We start from the raw sequence: 20,901 nt of genomic DNA, 5'->3' as shown, positions 1-20,901 counted from the left end.
ATGTCACCTTGCAGACTACCGTCAAACCACCTCCAAAGCTACGGCAGCCCTAAAGGATCACCCCGGCTGCAGCATGGAGCCGGCGATGGCATAGATGCGGCGCGCGCCCAGCAGATAGGCCATGAAGGCATCCCAGCTGAACAGGCCGGCATAGGCGCGATCGAGCACGTTGAGCGAACCCGTATAGGAGCCGAAGGCCGGCATGATCAGCCGGCTTCCATCGCTGGCGAAACAGCGCCGCCTCACCGAGCGGCCACGCTGCACGATGCGGGCGCATGGATGCAGGTGCCCGGAAATCTCGCCCCGGACAGGCACGGCGGACGGCTCGTGGCGAAACACAAGATTGCCAATGGCGAGTTCCTGCACGGTTTCGCCGGGCAGGCCTTCCGGCGCATCGGGATCATGGTTGCCGGCAACCCAGAACCAGTCGCGTCCCGCCATCAGCGCGGTGAGCCGGTCGCGGAAGATATCCGGCATGTGCGCGGCACCCTTGCCGTCATGAAAGCTGTCGCCAAGGCTGATCACCATCTGCGGATCGTAATGCGCCACCATCGCCTGCAGCCGAAGCAAGGTCGCCGCGGTGTCGTAAGGCGGCACGAAGGAGCCGCGCCGCGCATAGGCGGCGCCCTTTTCCAGATGCAGGTCGGAAACGGCGAGCAGGTCGAGTTCGGGGAAGTACAGCACGCCGTTCTGGTCGCAGACGGCGCGCTCGCCGGCGATCTCGATTTCCTCCGGTCTTGCCGCCTGTCCCACCGCGGGTTGGCTCATGCCGTGCCCATCGCTTCCTCGATCAGATCGTCCGCCGCCTCGGAAAGCAGCATCTCGTTCGCCTCGCCCGCCACCGCCTCCTTGCCGATCTCCATCATCACCGGCACGGCGAGCGGCGAAATGCGCTCCAGATCCTTATGCATGATTCGACCCTTGATGCGCGACAGCATCTCGGCAAGTCTGCTGACATCGAGCAGTCCCGACGCCGCGTCTATGCGTGTCGCCTGGAGCAGAATGTGGTCGGGCTCGTGCGAGCGCAGCACATCGTAGATCAGGTCGGCCGAGACCGTCACCTGGCGGCCGCTCTTCTCCTGGCCCGGATGCCGCTTTTCGATCAGCCCGGAAATCAGCGCGCAGTTGCGGAAGGTGCGCTTGAGCAGCCAGCTCTCGGCAAGCCAGGCGTCGAGATCGTCGCCCAGCATGTCTTCGTCGAACAGCTGTGCCAGTGACGGCTTCCGCTTCCTGAACATGGCGCCCATGTCCTCCAGCCCCCAGATCGCCAGCGAATATTCGGTGGCAACAAAGCCGGTTGGGTGGGCTCCGGCGCGTTCCAGCCGGCGGGTCAAGAGCATGCCGAGCGTCTGGTGCGCCAGCCGGCCCTCGAAGGCATAGACCACCATGTAGAAGCGGTTGGCACGCGGGAACGTCTCGATCAGAAGATCCTGCCTGCGCGGCAGTACCGATTTCTCCTGCTGCAGCCGCAGCCAGTCCGACACCTGTTCCGGCAGCTTCTTCCATTGCTCGGGATCGGCCAGCAGCCCGCGCACTTGGTCGGCGAGGTAGGTCGACAGCGGAAACTTGCCGCCGGCATAGACCGGCACCTTGGCATCGACGCCGGTGGCGTTGGAGACGTAGGCCTCGTTCTCGCGGATGCCTTCGAAACGCAGCGTGCGCCCGGCGAACAGGAACGTGTCGCCCGGCGACATCGTTTCCAGGAAATATTCCTCGATCTTGCCAAGCGGCGCCCCACCGCGCGAACTGGCCCCCTTGCCCTGCCGCACATAACGCACGTTGAGCATCGGCGATTCGATGATGGTGCCGACGTTGAGCCGGTATTGCTGGGCAAAACGCGGATGTGAGATGCGCCATTTGCCGTCCTTGGTCAGCCGGATCTTGGCGTAGCGTTCGTAGCTCCTGAGCGCATAGCCGCCGGTGGCGACGAAATCGACGACACGATCGAAGGTCGGCCGGTCGACCCGGGCGTAGGGTGCGGCGCTGATCACCTCGTTATAAAGCTCGTCGGCGTCGAACGGCGCGCCGCACGCGCTGCCCAGCACATGCTGTGAAAGCACGTCGAGAGCGCCGTCGATCAGCGGAGGCGTATCCTGCGCGCCGAGATAATTGGCCTCGAGCGCTGCCCGGCACTCCAGCACCTCGAAGCGGTTGGCCGGCACCAGGAGCGCCTTCGACGGCTCATCCATGCGGTGGTTGGAGCGGCCGATGCGCTGGGCCAGCCGGCTCGCCCCCTTCGGTGCGCCGACATGCACGACGAGGTCGACATCGCCCCAGTCGATGCCGAGGTCGAGCGTAGAGGTGGCGACGATGGCGCGCAGGCTGTTGTTCTCCATCGCCTTCTCGACGCGGCGGCGCTGGCCGACATCGAGCGAACCGTGATGCAGCGCGATCGGCAGCGTCGCCTCGTTGATCCGCCACAGTTCCTGGAACAGCATCTCGGCCTGGCTGCGCGTATTGACGAACAGAAGCGTGGTCTGGTGCCTGCGCACCGCATCGTAGATTTCCGGGATCGCATAGCGCGCCATATGGCCGGCCCACGGCACCCGCTCTTCGGAATCGAGGATCGAGATATTCGGCTTGGCGCCGCCAGCGACGGTGATCAGTTCGGAAAGTGCGCCGGGCGGGTTCTGCGGCACCAGCCAGCGCCGCAATTCGTCCGGTTCGGCAACGGTGGCAGACAGGCCGATGGTCTGCAGGCCGGGCACGAAACGGCGCAGCCGCGCCAGCCCGAGCGACAGAAGATGGCCGCGCTTCGACGTCACCAGCGAATGCAATTCGTCGAGCACCACATAACGCAGGTCGGAGAAGAAGCGTTCGGCATCCGCGGTCGAGATCAGCAGCGCGAGCTGCTCGGGCGTGGTCAGGAGGATGTCCGGCGGCACCAGCTTCTGGCGCTGCCGCTTGTGCACCGGCGTGTCGCCGGTGCGAGTTTCCATCGAGATCGGTAGCCCCATCTCGCCGACCGGCTTGCCGAGGTTGCGCTCGATGTCGACGGCGAGCGCCTTCAGCGGCGAGATGTAGAGCGTGTGGATGCCGCGATGCGCCTCGCCCGGCCTGCGCTTCGGCCGCGTGGCAAGCTCGGTGAGCGACGGCAGGAACCCGGCCAGCGTCTTGCCGGCGCCGGTCGGCGCGATCAAAAGCACCGATTTGCCCGCCTGGGCATGGCCGAGCAATTCGATCTGATGCGCGCGCGGCGACCAGCCGCGTTCCGCGAACCAGGTGAGAAAAGGTTCGGGCAGCCGTGCTGCGGCAGTTTCGGGTGCGAGGCGGGCTTGTTGCGTCACGGCCCAGAAGTAGCGCCGGGAGCGGTGGACGCCAAGCGAAATCTAGAACAAAACGGGATCACGTGCTATCGTGCGTCCTTCGAGGCTCGCTGCGCTCGCGCCTCAGGATGAGGAAGACTAGCGCTAAGCTCCCTCATCCTGAGGTGCGAGCCCGCACGGACGATGCAAAATGGGTTGCTGCCTCAAAGGGCGAGCCTCGAAGGACGCACAATTCAAACATCGGTACCGGGATATGCAGTTCGAAATGACCGTCTACATGCTCCGCTGTTCCGATGGCTCCTATTATGTAGGTTCGACGAAGCAGGAAATCGAGGCACGTGTTTGGGAGCATAACAACCTGCCGATCGATGGCTACACCACAAGGCGTCGACCAGCGGTACTCGTCTTCACCGAGTCCTATGATCGCATCACGGATGCCAGCGCACGGGAAAGGCAGCTCAAGGGCTGGTCTCGCAAAAAGAAAGAAGCGTTGATTGCGTTGGCTTACGAAGCGCTCCCCGCGTTATCCCGTCGAGGTCACCTCGTTTCAAGTTCCTGATCGTGCGTCCTTCGAGGCTCGCTGCGCTCGCACCTCAGGATAGGGACGGTGGGTGCTCGTTATCCCCCGTTTTGAGACGTTCGGGCGTTTTAGATCCTCGTTTATGCTGAGGCGTTTCCGAATTTTGGGAGAGATTGTCTCAGAACTAGGGACTAACGAGCACCCACCGTCCTCATCCTGAGGTGCGAGCCCGCACAGACGATCGAAATCAGGCGCGGATTTTCGCGGGCGAGCCTCGAAGGACGCACCAAATTACAATCTCTGCGCCACCACGATCAGCCCCTCGATCGCCGCGCCCCGGTCCATGCGGATATCGGCGCGGTCGAGCGAAACGACCGACAGCCCGGCATTTTCCAGAAGCCGGCGCAGATACGCCTCCGAATGCGCGTAGCGGCGCGAGGTGCGCAACACGACATCCTCCGGCCCCTCATGCGCCTCGACGGAAAATGCGAACAGCCCGCCGGCCTTGAGCACGGCGGCGACCGTGGCAAAAACCCCGTCGAGCGCGCCGACGTACATGAACACGTCGGCGGCCGTGACGAGATCGGCGCTTTCGGGCGCGAGGCGTATCGTCTGCAAATCGGCCTTGGCGAGCTTGTCGTAGATCCTTTTGGTCTCGGCCTTCTTCAGCATCGCGGCCGAGATGTCGTAGCCTTCGAGGAATTTTGCCATTGGCCGCAACCGCTCGCCCATCAGCCCGGTGCCGCAGCCAAGGTCGATCGCGTAGTCGAACCGGTCGCGTTGCGCACGGATCGCGCCGTCAAGCAGTTCCGGCACGCGGTAGCCGAGCTTTTCCACCAGCGATGCGTCGAAATTTTTGGCATACTGGTCGAACAGCGCCTCGACGAAGGGGCTCGGCGGAGCGGCCGAAGACGGGGCCTCGCCAATCAGTTCCAGCTTCAGCGCCGCGCCCGCGCGGTCGGCGGGGTCGAGCTTCAAGGCCATGCGCCAGGCTTCGCCCGCCCGGTCGGGCGCGCCGGCGGTTTCCTGCATCTCGCCGAGGCGGAACCAGCCCATCGCCCAGCCGGGCGCCAGCTCCAGCGCGCCGAGCATCAGTTCGGCTGCCGCCGCGTGGTCTCCGGAGCCGAACAGCATCTCTGCATAGTCGGCGCGGCGGTCGGCAAGAAGGTCGCCCGAGGAACGGTCTAGCGGTTTCAAGAGTGTGCCCCACCCGGCCATGTCGCCGGTGGGCGCTATATCGTCGAGTCAGGAGCATCTTTCAACCGGCTTTTCTGGCGGCCGCAAAAGACTATGTTTTGCCTGATGCGCGCCCGCGACCTGCTCCGCCCCCGCCCCGAAGGCCTCTACTGCCCGCCCGGCGACTTTTTCATCGATCCCGTCCGGCCGGTCGAGCGGGCGCTGGTCACCCATGGCCATTCGGACCACGCGCGGTCCGGACACCGCCATGTCATGGCAACGCAGCAGACGCTCGACATCATGGCCATCCGCTACGGCGACGATTTCGCTGGCTCGACACAACCGGCAAGCTTCGGCGAGACCGTCGACCTCAACGGCGTCAAGGTCACCTTTCACCCGGCCGGCCACGTGCTCGGGTCCGCGCAGATCTGCGTCGAGCACAACGCCACCCGCATCGTCGCGTCGGGCGACTACAAGCGCCAGCCCGATCCCACATGCGTCCCGTTCGAGCCGGTGAAATGCGATGTCTTCATCACCGAGGCGACCTTCGGCCTGCCGGTGTTCCGGCATCCGCCGGACCGTGAGGAAATGGGCCGGCTGCTGAAATCGGTGGCGCAGTTTCCCGAGCGATCGCATCTCATCGGCGCCTACGCGCTCGGCAAGGCGCAGCGCGTCATCCGCCTTTTGCGCGACCTCGGCTACCAGGAACCGATCTACATCCACGGCGCGCTGGCGCGGCTCAGCGAGTATTACGAAAGCCAGGGCATCGCGCTCGGCCGGCTGGAGCCGGCGACCGTGGAGAGCGGGACGAAGAAGGATTTCGCCGGCGCGGTGGTGATCGGCACGCCGTCGGCCTTCGTCGACCGCTGGGCGCGGCGTTTTCCCGACCCGGTCTCCTGCTACGCGTCCGGCTGGATGCGCATCCGCCAGCGCGCCAAGCAGATCGGCGTCGAACTGCCGCTGATCATCTCGGACCACTCCGACTGGGACGAACTGACCGACACCATCATGGAGACCGGCGCCGGCGAAGTCTGGGTCACGCATGGCCGCGAGGAGGCGCTGGTACGCTGGTGCGAACTCAACGGCATTTCGGCCCGCCCGCTCCATCTCGTCGGCTACGAGGACGAGGGGGATTGATGAACCGCTTCGCCGAACTCCTCGACCGCCTCGTGCTCACCCCGTCGCGCAACGGCAAGCTCACCCTGCTCACCGATTATTTCCGCGGCGTCGAGGATCCCGACCGCGGCTATGCGCTCGCCGCCATCACCGGCGACCTGGCGATTGCCGCGGTGAAACCGGCCATGCTCCGCGCGCTGGTCGTCGAGCGCATGGATCCGGTGCTGTTCGGCTATTCCTACGACTATGTCGGCGACCTCGCCGAAACCGTCTCGCTGGTCTGGCCGGATGCCGATGCAAGAAAAAATACCCCTACCCCTAACCCCTCCCCTCAAGGGGGAGGGGAATTGGCCATGTCCAAACAGGTCACTGAAGACGTAGGTGAGACGACAATGCCAAAGTCCCCCTCCCCCTTGAGGGGAGGGGTCAGGGGTGGGGGTACCTCGCCGGATACCTCATCAAGCAGCAGCGACCATCACCTCACCCTCGGCGACGTGGTCGAAAAATTGCAATCGGCGAGCCGCTCTGACGGACCTAAGGTGCTCGCGGGCCTGCTTGACAATGCCGGCATCTCGGCCCGCTTCGCCATCATCAAGCTGGTTACCGGCGGCCTGCGCATCGGCGTCTCGGCGCGGCTGGCAAAACAGGCGCTGGCCGATTTCGGCAAGGTCGATGTCGCCGAGATCGAGGAACTCTGGCATGGCCTCTCGCCGCCCTACGTGTCGCTGTTCGCCTGGCTGGAGGGCAAGGCGCCCAAGCCGAAACAGTCGGCCAAGGCGCTGTTCCGCCCGGTAATGCTGTCGCATCCGGTCGAGGACAGCGACCTCGCCAGGCTCGATCCCGCCGACTATGTCGCCGAATGGAAATGGGACGGCATCCGCGTGCAGGCCGTATCCCTCGGCGGCACGCGGCGGCTTTATTCGCGGACCGGCGACGATATTTCCGGCGCTTTCCCCGACCTGGTCGACGCCATGGATTTCGAGGCGGCACTCGACGGCGAACTCCTGGTCGGCACGCCGCCGGAGTGGACCGGCACATTCTCGGACCTGCAGCAGCGGCTGAACCGCAAGACGGTGTCGCCGAAGATCCGCGAGCGCTTTCCCGTCTTCGTGCGCTGCTACGACGTCATGCAGGTCGAGACCGAGGATTTGCGCCAGTTGCCTTTCGCCGAACGGCGGCAGCGACTGGAGGATTTTGTCGAATTGCTGGAGCCGTCGCGCTTCGACCTGTCACCGACTATTCGCTTTTCCGATTGGCCGGAGCTTGAAGCGCTGCGCAAGGCGCCACCCCCCCCGATCATCGAAGGCGTAATGATCAAGCGGCGCGATTCGACCTATGTCGCCGGACGTCCGAAGGGGCCGTGGTTCAAATGGAAACGCGATCCCCACACGGTCGATGCTGTCCTGATGTACGCGCAGCGCGGCCACGGCAAGCGCTCGAGCTATTATTCCGACTATACGTTCGGCGTCTGGTCCGGGCCGCCGGAGGCCAGCGAACTGGTGCCGGTCGGCAAGGCCTATTTCGGCTTCACCGACGAAGAGCTGAAGCAGATCGACAAATATGTGCGCGACAATACGGTCGAACGGTTCGGCCCGGTGCGCTCGGTACGCGCCGATGCCAAGCAGGGCCTGGTGCTGGAAGTCGCCTTCGAAGGCCTGAACCGCTCGACACGGCACAAATCCGGGGTCGCCATGCGGTTCCCGCGCATTTCCAGGCTGCGCTGGGACAAGCCGGCCCATGAAGCGGACCGGCTTGAAACGCTGACGGCGATGCTCGACTGATAACCGTTTGTGCTGAATGCCCGCTGCTCGCCCTACTTTCCGTCATAGGCCTTTTGCAGGACGGCAGCATCGAGCTTGCTCATCTTGAGCATCGCCTGCATCGCGCGGCCGGCCTTTTCCTGGTCGGTATCGAGCAGCATGTCGATCAGCGGCGTCCAGTTGACCTGCCATGACAGGCCGAAGCGATCCTTCAGCCAGCCGCAGACTCCCGGCTCACCGCCGCCGGCCAGTAGCGCAGTCCAGTAACTGTCGACCTCGGCCTGATCCTTGCATTCGACGAGGAACGACACCGACTCGTTGAACTTGAACTGCGGCCCGCCATTGATGGCGGTGAAGACCAGGCCGTCGAGTTGGAACTCGATGGTCATGATCTCGCCTTCGGGTCCGGGGCTGTCCTTCAGGTAATGCGACGTGCGCAGCACCTTTGAATCCGGGAATATCGACACGTAGAAGTCGACCGCCTCCTTCGCATTGAAATCGAACCAGAGATTCGGTGAGATGCGGGTGCGGATAGCCATTTTTGTCCTCCTGTGGCTTTGCTGTCCGGCAAAGGACGTACCGGGAACCGCGGTTCCGACATTTGGCCAAGAAAAATCTGACGGTATTCCTGTCGTCTGCACAGGGTTCGCCTCGTGAGGAGAGGCCGCCGGGGGGCTTTCGGCAGACACCCATGGAGAAAGCTGCCCCGCAAGGGTGTGGATAGATTCCGCCCGTTTGGAGCGATTTCCGACCTCGCTTGAAGATTCTTTCGAGCAGTTTCAATGACTTGTACGATTTCTGCAAAAATCGTCTGTCCACACCCTTCGCCGCCTCCCGCATAATGACCGTGTTGTTCTTTGTGGGGGTCTGGGTGGCCACCGGGTTGACCAGGGAGAACAGCGGCGTCGGGACTGGCCTCGCTCCGGGTGCGAGGCTGGGTGCGTTAATGCCTCCAAGGTTCCGGCCCTCGACGTACGGTGAGCCTACGGCCTTCTGGCACAGGGCGAGCCGGGCGGGGCAGCAACGCCGGCGGTGCGCGTCTTTCGGGCATCGTTACTGAAAACAGCGCTGTCGGTCCGTCCGGCAGGCGCGCACCGCCTCCCCCACACTTTTTACACGGGAGGCACCACAGCCTCCCAATGGCCAGGCCGGCAAAAACCGGAGCGTGGCAACGGAGAGGCGTGCTTATGGATATCTCAGGTCAATTGATGCGTCGCGGATGCTCCCGACGAGAGCATCACTCGACCGATACCTTGATTTCCGAAATGTCGACGGCCTTGCCCTGATTGCTGATATCCGAGCTGATCGCGATGGTGCCGCCGGCGCCCGGCTGCCCGGCCGGCAGTTCGATCTCGAACAGGAATTCACCGCGTTCATGGCCGACGGCATAACGCTTGCGCCCGCAGTCGCCGAGTTCGCCGAAATTGCAGCTGACCGAAATCTGCGTCTCCTGGCCTTCCTCGGCCCGCGCGACGATGTCGAAGATCGCCCGCTTTCCGGCGATCTGTTCGAGCACGCCCTGTCCGACATCGAAAAGGATAGCCGAGCCGGATGTGCCCGAGCGGATTCGCAGCACCGGCCCCTCGTCGTCTTCCACCACTTCCGCGCTGGTATCGCTCGGCGCGCTGACCTGGCTGGCGTCCGCCGGGCTGAAGACGGTGATCCAGTTCTTGAACTCATCGGTCTCGCCGGGTTTCTTCGGAGCCTGCACGGGCTCATCGTCCTCCGGGATGAAATCCTCGGCTTCCGCCGTCGCTGGCGGATTGGGAACCGAGGTGTCGCGCTCGGCCGGCGACTTCAGCAGCCCGGTCTGGGCGGCCCACCACAGGCCCATTGCGGCAGCGACGAACAGCGTGACGGCGATGAACATCGCCGCATAGGGCCGCCGCCGCTCGCGCACGACCGCTGCGTCCGGGTCCGGCGAAACCTCATAGGTATCTTCCTCGGTGGGCGGCTGGCGCGGCGGGTCCATGTCGAGCGCAGCGACATCGGGCGCCGTGAAAGCCGTCGGGTCTTCGCCCTGCTCGCCGGCAACCGGCTCGACGGAAGGTTCCGGCGCGATGGAAGGCTCCGGCGCGATGGAAGGCTCCGGTGCGACGGAAGGCTCCGGTGCAAAGGACGGTTCCGTGCGCGAGGAAACACCCACAGGCGGTGCCGGCGGGACTTGGGTCTTGCTGCTTGCTTCGATCGCCGGCGCGTCGACAGTTGGGGCCGAGACGGGCGCCGATGGCGGCGAGACATCGACGGTTGGCACCGGATCAACACGCGTGGCCGCAGCTTCGGCGACCTGTACGACCGGCGGCACAACCGGCTCGACCGCCGGGGCGGATTGTACCGGCCGTGTCCCGGGTTCGACGGCGGGTGGCGCCGCGCTGTCGTCGGAGAAGTCGAAAATAGCGGGGTCGATCTCCGGTACCGCCGGAATGAACTCCGATTCGATCTCGGTGACTTTCGCCTGCAGCGACTTGCGGCGGGCGATCGCCGTCTCGACGGTGACGTTCGGATTGGCCTGCAAGGCGCGGTCAAGCGCCGCGAAAGCGGAGCGATAGACCTTTTCGCGGAAGGCCTTGTCTTCCGCATCCCCCTTTTCGAAGGCGCCCCTGATCGCCTTTTCGATAGCGTCCAAACAGTCTTCCCCGCTCGTTGTTGCGCAGAAAATACTGATGGTTAGCCGTAGCAGCGCAATCAATCAACGGCTGCGGCGTCATCGGCGACGCTTTCCGCTCCGCGATCGGTCTTTCCAACCGGAAATGTCGCCGAAAGTACCGGCTTATTCCTCGTTGCGGTCGCCACGGCATCTGCTAGAACGAGCGACGTTTACGGAAACGTCAATTATTGCCAGCGAGGAAACGCGTTTCATGGCGCTGCCCGACATTCTCCAGAAAAACCTTCGCCTGCCTGTCGTCGCGGCGCCGCTGTTCATCATTTCGCACCCGCCGCTGGTGCTGGCGCAGTGCAAGGCCGGCGTCGTCGGCTCGTTTCCGGCCCTCAATGCCCGGCCCGAGGCGCAGCTCGACGAGTGGCTGGCCGAGGTGACCGAGGATCTCGCAGCCCATGACGCAAAAAATCCGGATCGGCCTGCGGCCCCTTTCGCCGTCAACCAGATCGTCCACAAGTCGAACGGCCGGCTCGAGCACGATCTCGGCATGTGCGTGAAATACAAGGTGCCGGTCGTCATTTCGTCGCTCGGGGCGGTCGAGGAGGTCAACCAGGCGGTGCATTCCTATGGCGGCATCGTGCTGCATGACATCATCCACGACCGGCATGCCCGCAACGCCATCAAGAAGGGCGCCGACGGGCTTATCGCGGTCGCCGCCGGCGCAGGCGGCCACGCCGGCACGCTGTCACCCTTCGCGCTGGTGCAGGAAATCCGCCAGTGGTTCGACGGGCCGCTGCTGCTTTCCGGCGCCATTGCCAATGGCGGCGCCATCCTTGCCGCGCAGGCGATGGGCGCCGACATGGCCTATATCGGTTCTCCGTTCATCGCCACCACCGAGGCGCGCGCCACCGACGACTACAAAAAGATGATCGTCGAATCGAAAGCCGCCGACATCGTCTATTCCAACCTGTTCACCGGCGTGCACGGCAACTATCTGAAAGGCTCGGTCCGCAACGCCGGAATGGATCCCGACAATCTGCCGGTCTCGGATCCCTCGAAGATGAATTTCGGCGGCGACAAGTCCAAGGCCTGGAAGCACATCTGGGGCTGCGGCCAGGGTATCGGCGCGGTCAGCGAAGTGGTTCCGGCGACCGTACTCGTCGACCGGCTGGCCGGCGAGTACGAGGCGGCCAAACGCAAGCTGGCCGCGTAACGAGAGGAATCGCGTCCGCCCTCACCCGATCTTGACCGGCCCACCCTTCTCGCCGCTCTCGAAGGCCGCGTCGATAAGCTTCTGGATCTCGGCGGCGCGGCGGAACGACGGATCGCCGGTCCTGCCTGAAATCAGCGCATCGGCGAAGCGGCGGGCGTTGCGTTTCAGCGGCGGCGTCTCGATCTCCCTCCAGCGATTCTCGTCGACATCCTTGCCGAGGCAAGCGGAAAGCTTCGAAATCTTGCCGTCTGTCTCGACCCTGACGGCGCCCCTCGTGCCGGAAAGCGTCAGCACCAGGTCGTTGGCGTGGCCGGTGGCATAGCGCGTTGCCGTCACCGTCGCCAGGGCACCCGAGACCATGCGCCCGGTGATGACGATGCTGTCGTTGACGTCGAGGCGATAGTCGCCAATGCGGTCGCCTTCCGCCTTCGGGAACACGGCGAGATCGGCGTAAAGGCTCGCCATGCTCTCGCCGGCGCAATAGGTGGCGAAGTCGAGGATGTGAACGCCGACATCGCCCAGCACACCGGTCGAGCCGTGGCCCTTCGAGAGCCGCCACAGCCATTTTTCGTCGGTGCGCCAGTCGCCCCAATATTTGCCGACCAGCCAGCTCTGCAGATATTCGGCGCTGACATGGCGCAGGTCGCCGATGTCACCTCCGGCCACCATCTCACGCGCCTTCTGAAGCGCCGGCGAGTTGCGGTAGGTGAGGTTGACCATGTTGATCAGCCCAGCCGCTTCGGCGGCTTCCACCATCCGCAACGCATCGGGATAACTCTGCGCCAGCGGCTTCTCGCAGAACACATGCTTGCCGGCGGCAAGCAATGCTAGCGTCGTTTCCATATGGACGCCGTCCGGCGTCGCGTTCACCGCTGCGTCGAACTCGCCCCAGGCGATCGCCTCGTCGAGGCCGGCGAAAGCCTTGGGGATGCCATGCTTTTGCGCGAAGGCGGCGGCGCGGCCCGGCACCGCGTCGGCACAGGCGACGAATTCACATTCGGGAATCGCCGCGAATTCCTCGATATGGTGGGTAGCGATGCCGCCAGTGCCGAGCAGGAGCAGCCGCTGCGTCATTTGAAGCCTTCTTCGCCATGGGCGTGCAGCTTCGGCCCCTTTTCGACCAGTTTTTCCAAGGCCTTGTCGACCGGCACGTTCGTCGCATTGGCGACAGATGCCCAGGCCGGCGCGGGGTTATAGGCCCACTCGACCGCGTTGCGCAGAACCTGGCGGACATTCTTGTCGTGATAGGTCGGATAGGTTTCGTGGCCCGGCCGGAAATAGAAGATTTTTCCCGCGCCGCGCTGGAAGGTCATGCCCGAGCGAAACACCTCCCCACCCTCGAACCAGGAGATGAAGACGGTTTCGAGCGGCTCCGGCACGGTGAAGGCCTCGCCGTACATTTCTTCCATCGGAAGCTCGAAATGTTCGCCGAGCCCGCGGGCGATCGGGTGGTTGCGGTTGATCACCCAGAGCCGCTCGCGTTCGCCCGCCTCACGCCATTTCAGCGAACAGGGCGTGCCCATCAGCCGCTTGAAGATCTTCGAGAAATGGCCGGAATGCAGAACGATAAGACCCATGCCTTCCCAGACGCGCTGCTGCACGCGTTCGACGATCGCGTCTTCGACCTTGCCGTGCGCGGCGTGCCCCCACCAGACCAGCACATCCGTTTCGGCAAGCCGCTTTTCGGTCAGCCCGTGCTCCGGTCCCTGGAGCGTCGCGGTGGTGGCGTTGATCTCCGTGTTCTCGTTCAGCGCGGCAGCGATCGCCGCATGCATGCCGTCCGGATAGATGGACTGCACGATCGGGTCCTTCTGCTCATGCACATTCTCGCCCCAGACGACGGTCCGTATCGGCATAATTTTCTCTCCCAAAGCGCTTTGGATCGTCCAAGCCTAACGATGACAATCGGCCTTGTGAAGGCCGCAGATGCGATTGCACCAGTGAAAACCGGGAATTGCACCAGAGAGGTCGGCTGGTGGCTGTTAAGCCTGCCGCCTAACCATGCCGGCATTTCGGTCGGCTGGCGGCTTGAATTTGTGCCGCAATGAAGCTATCAGGCGCGCACCAAACCGCTCGGCGCGTCGCGCCGCCGGAAATGCCGCTTTAGCTCAGTTGGTAGAGCGCATCATTCGTAATTGGCGGGTCCGCTAGAGAATGTGGTTCGAAGCCAGTGGGTTGGGGCTGGTGAGTGAAAGTTAGTAGGGCCATAGTATGGTCAGTGTGAAGGGTTAAGCCGCTTTAGCTCAGTTGGTAGAGCACATCATTCGTAATGATGGGGTCAGGTGTTCGAGTCACCTAAGCGGCACCACTTCCCAGCCCGAGGAAGTCAAAGTGCGCAGATGACCGGTGGTCCATACGATCCGAGAGCCGTCGCCAACCTCATGCTGGACGAGGCTGACAGGTCGGGGATCAAGGTCACCAATCTCGCCCTTCAAAAACTCCTCTACTTCGCCCATTCCATTTTCCTGATCGAAGGCAAACGACCTCTGGTCAGCGGCTATTTCGAGGCTTGGCAGTACGGGCCGGTGCATCCCACGGCCTACGCCGCGTTTAAGACGGCTGGCAGTTCCCCTATCGACTTCCGCGCGACTGGGCAGAACGTGATGACGGGCGAGCGTACGACACTCAGTCTGCCCGAAGACCTATCCGTTCGCCGACATTTGGCGCGTATCGTATCGTCCTATGGTCGTCTATCACCGGGACGGCTGGTGGACATCTCCCACGCCAAGGACGCGCCGTGGCACTACATTGCGGACAAAGGGCGAACGTCGGTTGCGCTGGGATTGCGAATCCCCGATGATGTAATCGTTAACCGATTCAAGAATCACAAGGTTTCCGTTGGCGCGGCTCCGGTCGCGGGAGAGCCGGATGAAGATACGCCGCTTACCTGAGATCGACCTTGCCCGCGTCGCAACGCTGCCGACTGACCAGAAGCGCCGCGCCCTTGAGCATTTCAAGCTCGGGCATCCAACGATCACCTACAAGCCAGTACGCTCCCGGTTCGCAGACATCTTCAATGTCCAGCCCGATATGTTCGCATCGGCCGATCCGACCGCATGGCCGGTTCTGAAACGACTGATACGGGCGAAGGCGACGTCCGAGGATGAGTGCGACGCCAACCTGCTCGTCGCCAAAGGGCTGCATGACTTCGCGCGCTCCCATGCCCTGCGCAGCCGCTCTCAAGCCTTCTTCGCCCTGTCGCTGAGCGTCGGCGAGAAGGTAGAGTACTGGTTGCCGATGGTGACGGCGCTGGAGGATGCGCCACTGGTGATCTTCATCGATCCCAGGCGCGGCAAGCGCCTGACGGCTGAGGCGAGGCGTTTCGTCTTCTCGATGATGCATGAGCATATCCGGGTCGCCAATCCCGACTTCGCCGCCGCTCGGCTCGGCATTGTTCAGTTTGGCGACGCCGCTGATGACCAGCGTCCAGTGAAGATGAGCACCGACGAAGGCGTCGAGCTTTTCGGCTTCGACCAGCTCGACCAGATGGTCAGCGAGACTTACGAAATCTGGCGCGAAGTCAGCGAGGCACGCGAGCACGAGGTTCGCCGCAAGGCCGCTGGTGGTCACGGCCCCCTGTTCGGATGAGGCGCCTCAGCGCCCTTCCAACCGCCGCCTGACGGCTTTCCGCACGCGATACCAATAGGTCTGCTCTGCGCCGTCGCTATCGTACCACGCGCGCTCATGGCGGGCGAAAGCCTCAAGCTCCGGGTCGGGATAGCGGGCGATGATGTCGTCGGCCACGCTCGCGATGTCATCAACGGGGATCAGTCTTGGCTTTATGCCGTCGGTCCAGACCATCCACAGCACGAGGCCCACGAAGATGAAGGCCTGCCCGCCGAAGAAGATCAGCAAGAGCCAGTTGAAGACGTATCCCAGAGTATCGAATGTCGCCATGATACAGAACCACAACATCCACCTTAGCAATATGAGATGTTATAGTTCTCGTTTGTGAGAATGCAAAGTTCTCATTTCTCGATTTGCGCAGCCGATTGCCGCTTTCGTCAGGAAGAGGTGCGCAATGGAGCTTCAGCGACTATTCGGTGCGAATGTGCGCCATCACCGAAAGGCCAAGGGCTGGACCCTTGAGCAGCTTGCCGGTCAGGTTGGCGTCTCCCGCGAGACCATCGGCAAAATCGAACGAGGCGTAGCCGCGCCGCTTTTCGAGACTGCGGAGAAAATAGCGATGGTGCTCGACGTTCCCGCGCCAGTCCTATTCGGTGCCGACACTGTACCGGGAACAGGCGAGAGAGCGCGGCTGTTGACTGAGATCAACGGCACCCTTTCGAGGATGAACGAAGAGCAGCTTGGCCGGGCAGCCAAAATGCTGAAGGCGTTTGTGGGGTAGCGTTTCACCACCTGCAAATGGCCTCCGAGGTAGGCTAAGCACGCCTGCGCTTTGGGCTGTTGCCCCCCCACACACACTGCATAAGCAGCGCCAGCGGGCCTCTGAAGGCCGCTCAGAGGCCATCCGAGGTGTTGGTGGCTATAAGGTTGCGCCCCACGGGTGGCAGCCCGGTACAGGGCCAACGGCTGAGTGAGTGCAACCGATATGGTTGATATGGTCAGTATGGGCAAAGGGGGCATTTAGGGGCGGCGGCAACAAGGGCTGGCGATGGGCAAAGCAACCATGCTGCCCATATCGCCCATTTTTGGCTGCGTGGGGTCAGAACGGGTCGCTTGTGCGCCCGTCCTGCCAGTCTTCGAGATCGTTCGACCACGGTACTTTCTGGCCGGCATGTGCCTCGAACGCGCGCCGACATTGGGACAACGGGGGGAAGGTGTACCGCGTTGACCGCGACCGTGTCGCATTCGGCCCGTGACCATCTATGAACCAGCCGCTCTGCACATCCTTGATGCCAGGAATGATCGCTCTCATGCGTTTGCCGAAGTCGCCCTTGTTCACGTACTGCCCGCCAGGATGTGCGGCGCGCATCTCGTTGAACATGGCCTGCACGGTCGTTGCTCCAGGTCCATTGCCCGGTGCGTCGGGTTGCGGAAGCAAGCCGTCGTCGAGAAATTGGAAGATGTAGCGGAACTCCGGTCCTTGGGCCCGAAGGATCTGGTCGAACAACCCCGCAGTCTTGATCGTGCGGCGTGGATCGGGACCGGCAGTGACATCGCGATTTAGCAGGTCGTATAGCATTCCTTCCCGCCCACCGGCTTCGAACTGCTGCGCGAGCGCCGTAAAGTAGTCGCGGTCACCGCGTCGCTTGTCGCTCACTTCAAACATTTGCCAGCGGCGGTCAGCAAGGTCGGCCGGAACAATGGATGCCGCGTTCGAAGCCACCATGTAGATCGTTCGGTTCCGAATCCGCATCGGGTCGATGCCCTTAGCTTCCAGCATCATGTAGGGCTCCGTTATGCGTGTCTTGATTGTTCCGGCATCCTGCCGATTGCCACCCCATATGCCTTCGTCGATGAAGATGAAGCGCCGTCCGAACAGATGCGCGTTGAAGCGACCGCTCACATGCGATTCCTGGGTTATGGTCGTGTAGTGCCGACCCCAGAGGCTTCCATAGCTATGGGCAAGAACACCCTTGCCAACACCGGGTAGACCCGAAAGCACGGGGGCCGTTCCAAGGACATCTCCGGGTCGTTGAACGCCAAGGGCAAGCCAATTCAGCATCCATTCGTTCAGTTCTGAATCACCGTCGCAGATATTCTCAGCAATGTGTTCCTTGAGGATGCTCCAGTCGCCCGGTTCCGGTCTAATCGCAAAGCCGGTCCAGATGTTATAGGTATCGCCATTGCGGCCGGGCGGCAGACCCGGATTGAAGTCGATACGCCGATAGTGGTCGGCATCGGAACTAGAGAGCCAATAGACCGGCAAAGGCACCTGTTCGACGGTCTTGCCGGTTGAGACAAGAACACTCTCCGACCTGTGCCGATCCCGTAGCACCTCTTTTGAAATCCACACGAACGCATTGTCCTCGTCCGGGTCGATCTGCTTTTCAACGATCATGGTTTTCGTGCCTTGGGTGACGATGCCGTACTTGGCGTTCATTTCACGGATTTGCGGCTCGCTGGGTCCGTTCCACCCTCCTTGCTGGGCCAAATAAAAGAGGCTTCCGATGCCGACCGCGCCGTCGGGGTCGAGGCTATCCCAGACTTTTCGGCATTCACTTTCGCCCGGATACTTGGGCGACGACTTCGACCATTCGTCCCAAAGCTGGAAGCCGTTTTCACCGAAGGAGTGCTTGAGCACGAAACCCATCCGAATCCAGTTGTCGTAGTCATTCGCGGAAACATGCCGAAGGGCTGCGTTCGCCTGCGACTCGTCGCCCTTGAGCACCACGTCCGGCGGCGAAGGATAGCGGGGAGGCCGGGGCCGCTCGTCATGGGGAAGATCGTCCATCGGCAACAAGGCAAGAGGTGGCGCATGCAAATCCTCGATGGCCGCAGGCGTATAGCCATCTAGGGAAAGCGGCTGAAGATCGCCGTCGAGGGGAACGGAGCGGCGTGAGAACGGCAGTGCTATAGGATTCCCGAGCTTCCCTGCTGGAACTGAATCCTGCTTCGGATAGACCTCGATTTCGTCGTTGGCGATGCCGCCCGTGCCCGGCTTGAAACCGTGCTTGCGCATTATCCGCGCCAGAAGTCGGCGGACATCTCGACAATTCTGCGGCTCTCGCCAGACCAGCCAAATATGAATGCCTGATCCGCCTCCCGAGCGCACCACGAGAGGCGTGATGCCCCGCGAGCGCAAATCCTCGACAAGCGGCCGGGTGCGCTGGGCCACATCCTGCCAGTTCAGTTCCGATCCATGATTGTCGATGTCCAGAGCGGCGAGTCGTGTCGTTTCGCCCGCAAACAGATAGATGGCTATAGGCTGTTCGCCGCTTTGGTGAGCGGCGACAACATCTTGATTCAGGGCCTCCTCGGCCAAGAGATACCCCTTGCCGGTACGGACGTTGAACCGGCTGTAGCAGTCGGTTCGCCCATGACCGGCAAGGGAGACAAGGAAGGCGAGTAAAGTCTTGTGGCTCGATTCAGACATGACCCGCCTCCGGGTCGCATTGCCGTTCTTCAAGCCAGTGCATTACGGCGCTGAGACGATAGCGAATCGCGCCGCTCTTGGAGCCGGGGCGAAGCCTGATAAAGGGCGGGCCATAGCCGTAGATGCGGCCCTTTTCGAGATAGGATTCGCTGACACCCGTAAGGGTGGCCACCTGCCCGGTCGTCAGGAACCGCTCCATCTGCTGTTGCGGTTGCTGGTCCGAAGAAACGATCGCGCCCTTACGAGCGCGATGCTGACTGATTGATTGCATATCAGTAGCTTTCTGAATGGCGCGACTGAGCGCGCACGGGTGAAAACGACGCCGGAGTAGGCAATCGGTCCCGTTCTCAGTTCTCAGCTACTTGACATGGCCGGGAGGAACCTCCCGCAAGAGTATGGTCCGTCAGGCCTCAGCGATGTCCGCCAATCCTGGGGTTACTCGCCACCGGACTTCTCCGGGCGATGGATGTCAGCTCATCCGCACACATTTCATTGCATAAGGTTGGCCGTCGTTCAATTGCGGCAATCGGCAATGAAACAAAAAGCCAGCAGGCCATTGAGATTACTATGCTCGGGTGGCGATACCCCATTCCGCCAGTTCGTCGCAGATGTGTTGCACAGCTTCAGATTGGAGAGCTTCGCGGACCTCATCATAGTCCCGAGCATGCAATCCAAATCGGTCCTGATACATTGCACAGAGCGCATGGACGGCGGGCACCTTCTCGACTGGCATTGCGCAGCCTAAAATCTCTACTGCCGCAAGCCTAGCAAGCGTGGGCACGGAGCGTGTCTCTGCGCGCGAGGCGCTTGGCCCCGAGCACATCGCCTGCATCTCAACATCACATTCGTCCCTCTGTCTTTCGCGCACGATGAATAGCAAAGCCTTTTCCAGGTTGCGTTCTTTTGCAGTCGTTGGCCCGACCAGTGCAGACATCGCGGCGTTCAGCCGTTCCCACTGCCGCCCCTCGGTATCGGCATCCGTGTGGGCATTGATGATGCCGAGCAAAACACGTTCCAGCACGCTTGTTCCATCGCCCAAGGTCGTCCGGTATGTGGAGTCACTGACTGACATTGGCCAACTCCAATATCCGGGCCGCGACCAATTCGACCGGCACGCGCAAGCGTTCAGCATTGACGACGATATAGCCGCCCGTGACATCGCCGTTGGCGCGGTGGTTCAGGAGCCGCTTGAGCGCGTAGTAGGGAACGTCAAGGCTTTCGGCGATGGTGATAAAGGTGCGGCGCAGATCGTGCAGGGTGAAGCTGACGCCTGACCCTGTGGTGACGCGGAGCAGGAACTTTTTGGTCTCCACGAGATGACCGTTCTTGCCGGGGCCGGGGAACACCCAAGGCGAGTCGGCCGCCTGCTCCTTGCGCTTGGTCAGCAGGTCCGCCAGGAACGCCGACAGCGGCAGGTTCAACGGGTCGCCGTTCTTGGTGGTGGGCAGGTGCAAGGTTCGCGATTGGAGGTACACGTTGTCCCAGCGCAGCCTCATCAGCTCGCCCCTGCGCATTCCCGTGAACAGTGCCGTTAGTAGAAAGTCGCGGGAATAGTCAGGCTCAGCCATGACCGCCTTCCACCACATGGGCAGGTCCAACGCCGTGACCAAGGTCTGCCGACGCCGCTCGCGATACCATGCCCGCGCCTGCGAAAGGATCAGAACCGGGTTCGGTGGGAAGTCGTCCTGGGTGGCGGCAATGAAATTGTAGACGGAGCGGAGGTGCCGCATCGCATTGTTGGCCGTCACCTCGCCATGCGCCTTGGCAATCTCCTGATGCTTGGCCAGCACCATTTGTCGGTTGATCTGGTTCATGGGCTTCTTGCGCCATGCCTTGAGGTAGAGCTTGGCGGTGCGCCCGTAGTTGCTGACGGTGTGCGGTGATAGCTTATTGCGCGCCTCGAAGAAGCGTTCGAAGGCCACCGCCAGCGTAACGCGCTCCACCGTCTCCTTGCGCTTTTCCTCGTTGGGGTTGCGGCCCTCGGCCATTTCACCCAGCAGCGCCAGCGCCTTCTTGCGGGCCACCTCCGGCGCAAATAGGTCTGCACGACCAATGGTGACGCGGCGGGTATCGCGGTTCACCTGCCCCTCGGCGAAATAGACCTTGGAGCGGCTGCCGACCCGAAGGCCGAAACCAGAAAGCAGCGTATCGCGGTAAAGGATTTGGCCGCTTGCCGAGAACGGAATGTCGTCAATGGCGCGGCGGGTAAGACGTAGGTTAGGCATTTGAGACCTCCTGTTGGCCTCAACTC

At 62.6% G+C, this 20,901-nt stretch carries 18 protein-coding genes, 1 tRNA gene and 2 pseudogenes; 8 read left to right on the top strand and 13 right to left on the bottom strand.

The features are described from left to right. Nucleotides 1-57: 57 nt before the first annotated feature. Nucleotides 58-768, bottom strand: coding sequence for a ligase-associated DNA damage response endonuclease PdeM (gene pdeM / locus OHD58_RS25300; protein WP_263806442.1), 711 nt, complete (start codon nt 766-768; stop codon nt 58-60). After that, nucleotides 765-3,287 (bottom strand): ligase-associated DNA damage response DEXH box helicase, encoded by a 2,523-nt coding sequence (locus OHD58_RS25295; protein ID WP_263806441.1) that lies wholly within the window; start codon nt 3,285-3,287, stop codon nt 765-767. The genes pdeM and OHD58_RS25295 overlap by 4 nt, the downstream gene beginning before the upstream one ends. Nucleotides 3,288-3,531: 244 nt before the next feature. Between OHD58_RS25295 and OHD58_RS25290 the strand changes: the two genes are divergently transcribed. Then, entirely contained in the window at nt 3,532-3,825 is a 294-nt protein-coding gene (locus tag OHD58_RS25290; RefSeq protein WP_263806440.1) for a GIY-YIG nuclease family protein, read from the top strand. A 252-nt stretch (nt 3,826-4,077) separates the two neighbouring features. Here OHD58_RS25290 and OHD58_RS25285 read toward each other — a convergent pair whose 3' ends face one another. Beyond that, entirely contained in the window at nt 4,078-4,983 is a 906-nt protein-coding gene (locus OHD58_RS25285) for a class I SAM-dependent DNA methyltransferase (protein WP_263806439.1), read from the bottom strand. Nucleotides 4,984-5,088: 105 nt separating this feature from the next. Between OHD58_RS25285 and OHD58_RS25280 the strand changes: the two genes are divergently transcribed. Together OHD58_RS25280 and OHD58_RS25275 are read left to right on the top strand one after the other, a co-directional pair. Beyond that, the gene (locus tag OHD58_RS25280) at nt 5,089-6,099 is read left to right on the top strand and encodes a ligase-associated DNA damage response exonuclease (RefSeq protein ID WP_263806538.1); all 1,011 of its coding nucleotides are present in this window, start codon (nt 5,089-5,091) and stop codon (nt 6,097-6,099) included. Next, a complete protein-coding gene (locus tag OHD58_RS25275; RefSeq protein ID WP_263806437.1) occupies nt 6,099-7,859 on the top strand; it encodes a cisplatin damage response ATP-dependent DNA ligase in 1,761 nt (586 codons plus the stop codon). The genes OHD58_RS25280 and OHD58_RS25275 overlap by 1 nt, the downstream gene beginning before the upstream one ends. A gap of 32 nt (nt 7,860-7,891) precedes the next feature. Here OHD58_RS25275 and OHD58_RS25270 read toward each other — a convergent pair whose 3' ends face one another. After that, a complete protein-coding gene (locus tag OHD58_RS25270; RefSeq protein WP_263806436.1) occupies nt 7,892-8,377 on the bottom strand; it encodes a VOC family protein in 486 nt (161 codons plus the stop codon). A gap of 698 nt (nt 8,378-9,075) precedes the next feature. Further along, complete coding sequence (locus OHD58_RS25265; RefSeq protein WP_263806435.1) at nt 9,076-10,464, bottom strand: hypothetical protein; 1,389 nt, start codon at nt 10,462-10,464, stop codon at nt 9,076-9,078. 232 nt (nt 10,465-10,696) lie between these two features. Between OHD58_RS25265 and OHD58_RS25260 the strand changes: the two genes are divergently transcribed. After that, the gene (locus OHD58_RS25260; protein ID WP_263806434.1) at nt 10,697-11,650 is read left to right on the top strand and encodes an NAD(P)H-dependent flavin oxidoreductase; all 954 of its coding nucleotides are present in this window, start codon (nt 10,697-10,699) and stop codon (nt 11,648-11,650) included. 21 nt (nt 11,651-11,671) lie between these two features. On the opposite strand, the gene OHD58_RS25255 is transcribed toward OHD58_RS25260, so the two are convergent. Both OHD58_RS25255 and OHD58_RS25250 read right to left on the bottom strand, forming a co-directional pair. Further along, nucleotides 11,672-12,724, bottom strand: coding sequence for a Gfo/Idh/MocA family protein (locus tag OHD58_RS25255; protein WP_263806433.1), 1,053 nt, complete (start codon nt 12,722-12,724; stop codon nt 11,672-11,674). Continuing rightward, complete coding sequence (locus OHD58_RS25250; RefSeq protein WP_263806432.1) at nt 12,721-13,506, bottom strand: ThuA domain-containing protein; 786 nt, start codon at nt 13,504-13,506, stop codon at nt 12,721-12,723. The genes OHD58_RS25255 and OHD58_RS25250 overlap by 4 nt, the downstream gene beginning before the upstream one ends. A gap of 376 nt (nt 13,507-13,882) precedes the next feature. On the opposite strand from OHD58_RS25250, the gene OHD58_RS25245 reads away from it, so the two are divergent. The 3 genes from OHD58_RS25245 to socB all read left to right on the top strand — a co-directional run bounded on the left by OHD58_RS25245 (nt 13,883) and on the right by socB (nt 15,238). Then, nucleotides 13,883-13,958 (top strand) — tRNA-Thr (locus OHD58_RS25245). A 31-nt stretch (nt 13,959-13,989) separates the two neighbouring features. Further along, nucleotides 13,990-14,541 (top strand): type VI toxin-antitoxin system SocA family antitoxin, encoded by a 552-nt coding sequence (socA, locus tag OHD58_RS25240; RefSeq protein ID WP_263806431.1) that lies wholly within the window; start codon nt 13,990-13,992, stop codon nt 14,539-14,541. Continuing rightward, entirely contained in the window at nt 14,519-15,238 is a 720-nt protein-coding gene (gene socB / locus OHD58_RS25235; protein ID WP_263806430.1) for a type VI toxin-antitoxin system SocB family DNA replication inhibitor toxin, read from the top strand. Before socA ends, socB begins: the two co-directional genes overlap by 23 nt. Before the next feature lie 6 nt (nt 15,239-15,244). Here the strand turns inward: socB and OHD58_RS25230 are convergent. Next, nucleotides 15,245-15,578, bottom strand: a pseudogene (locus tag OHD58_RS25230) (hypothetical protein). Nucleotides 15,579-15,671: 93 nt separating this feature from the next. Between OHD58_RS25230 and OHD58_RS25225 the strand changes: the two are divergent. After that, nucleotides 15,672-15,998 carry a helix-turn-helix domain-containing protein gene (locus OHD58_RS25225; protein ID WP_056114623.1) on the top strand — a complete coding sequence of 109 codons (327 nt, stop codon included), beginning with the start codon at nt 15,672-15,674 and terminating at the stop codon, nt 15,996-15,998. A 318-nt stretch (nt 15,999-16,316) separates the two neighbouring features. Here OHD58_RS25225 and OHD58_RS25220 read toward each other — a convergent pair whose 3' ends face one another. From OHD58_RS25220 to OHD58_RS30790, 5 genes and pseudogenes are all read right to left on the bottom strand, one after another. Then, nucleotides 16,317-18,650 (bottom strand): PriCT-2 domain-containing protein, encoded by a 2,334-nt coding sequence (locus OHD58_RS25220; protein ID WP_263806425.1) that lies wholly within the window; start codon nt 18,648-18,650, stop codon nt 16,317-16,319. Then, nucleotides 18,643-18,921, bottom strand: coding sequence for a helix-turn-helix transcriptional regulator (locus OHD58_RS25215; RefSeq protein ID WP_263806423.1), 279 nt, complete (start codon nt 18,919-18,921; stop codon nt 18,643-18,645). Before OHD58_RS25215 ends, OHD58_RS25220 begins: the two co-directional genes overlap by 8 nt. A 294-nt stretch (nt 18,922-19,215) precedes the next feature. Further along, nucleotides 19,216-19,722 (bottom strand): hypothetical protein, encoded by a 507-nt coding sequence (locus OHD58_RS25210; protein ID WP_263806421.1) that lies wholly within the window; start codon nt 19,720-19,722, stop codon nt 19,216-19,218. Beyond that, entirely contained in the window at nt 19,709-20,638 is a 930-nt protein-coding gene (locus tag OHD58_RS30795) for a tyrosine-type recombinase/integrase (RefSeq protein ID WP_412177291.1), read from the bottom strand. Before OHD58_RS30795 ends, OHD58_RS25210 begins: the two co-directional genes overlap by 14 nt. 18 nt (nt 20,639-20,656) lie before the next feature. After that, nucleotides 20,657-20,800, bottom strand: a pseudogene (locus tag OHD58_RS30790) (hypothetical protein); the annotation flags it as partial. Nucleotides 20,801-20,901: the final 101 nt, after the last annotated feature.

It is taken from the genome of Mesorhizobium sp. ZC-5 (assembly GCF_025753855.1).
Classification (GTDB): Bacteria; Pseudomonadota; Alphaproteobacteria; order Rhizobiales; family Rhizobiaceae; genus Neomesorhizobium.
The sequence above is the reverse complement of the archived record's forward strand: the minus strand, read 5'-3'. Positions and strand labels throughout refer to the sequence as shown.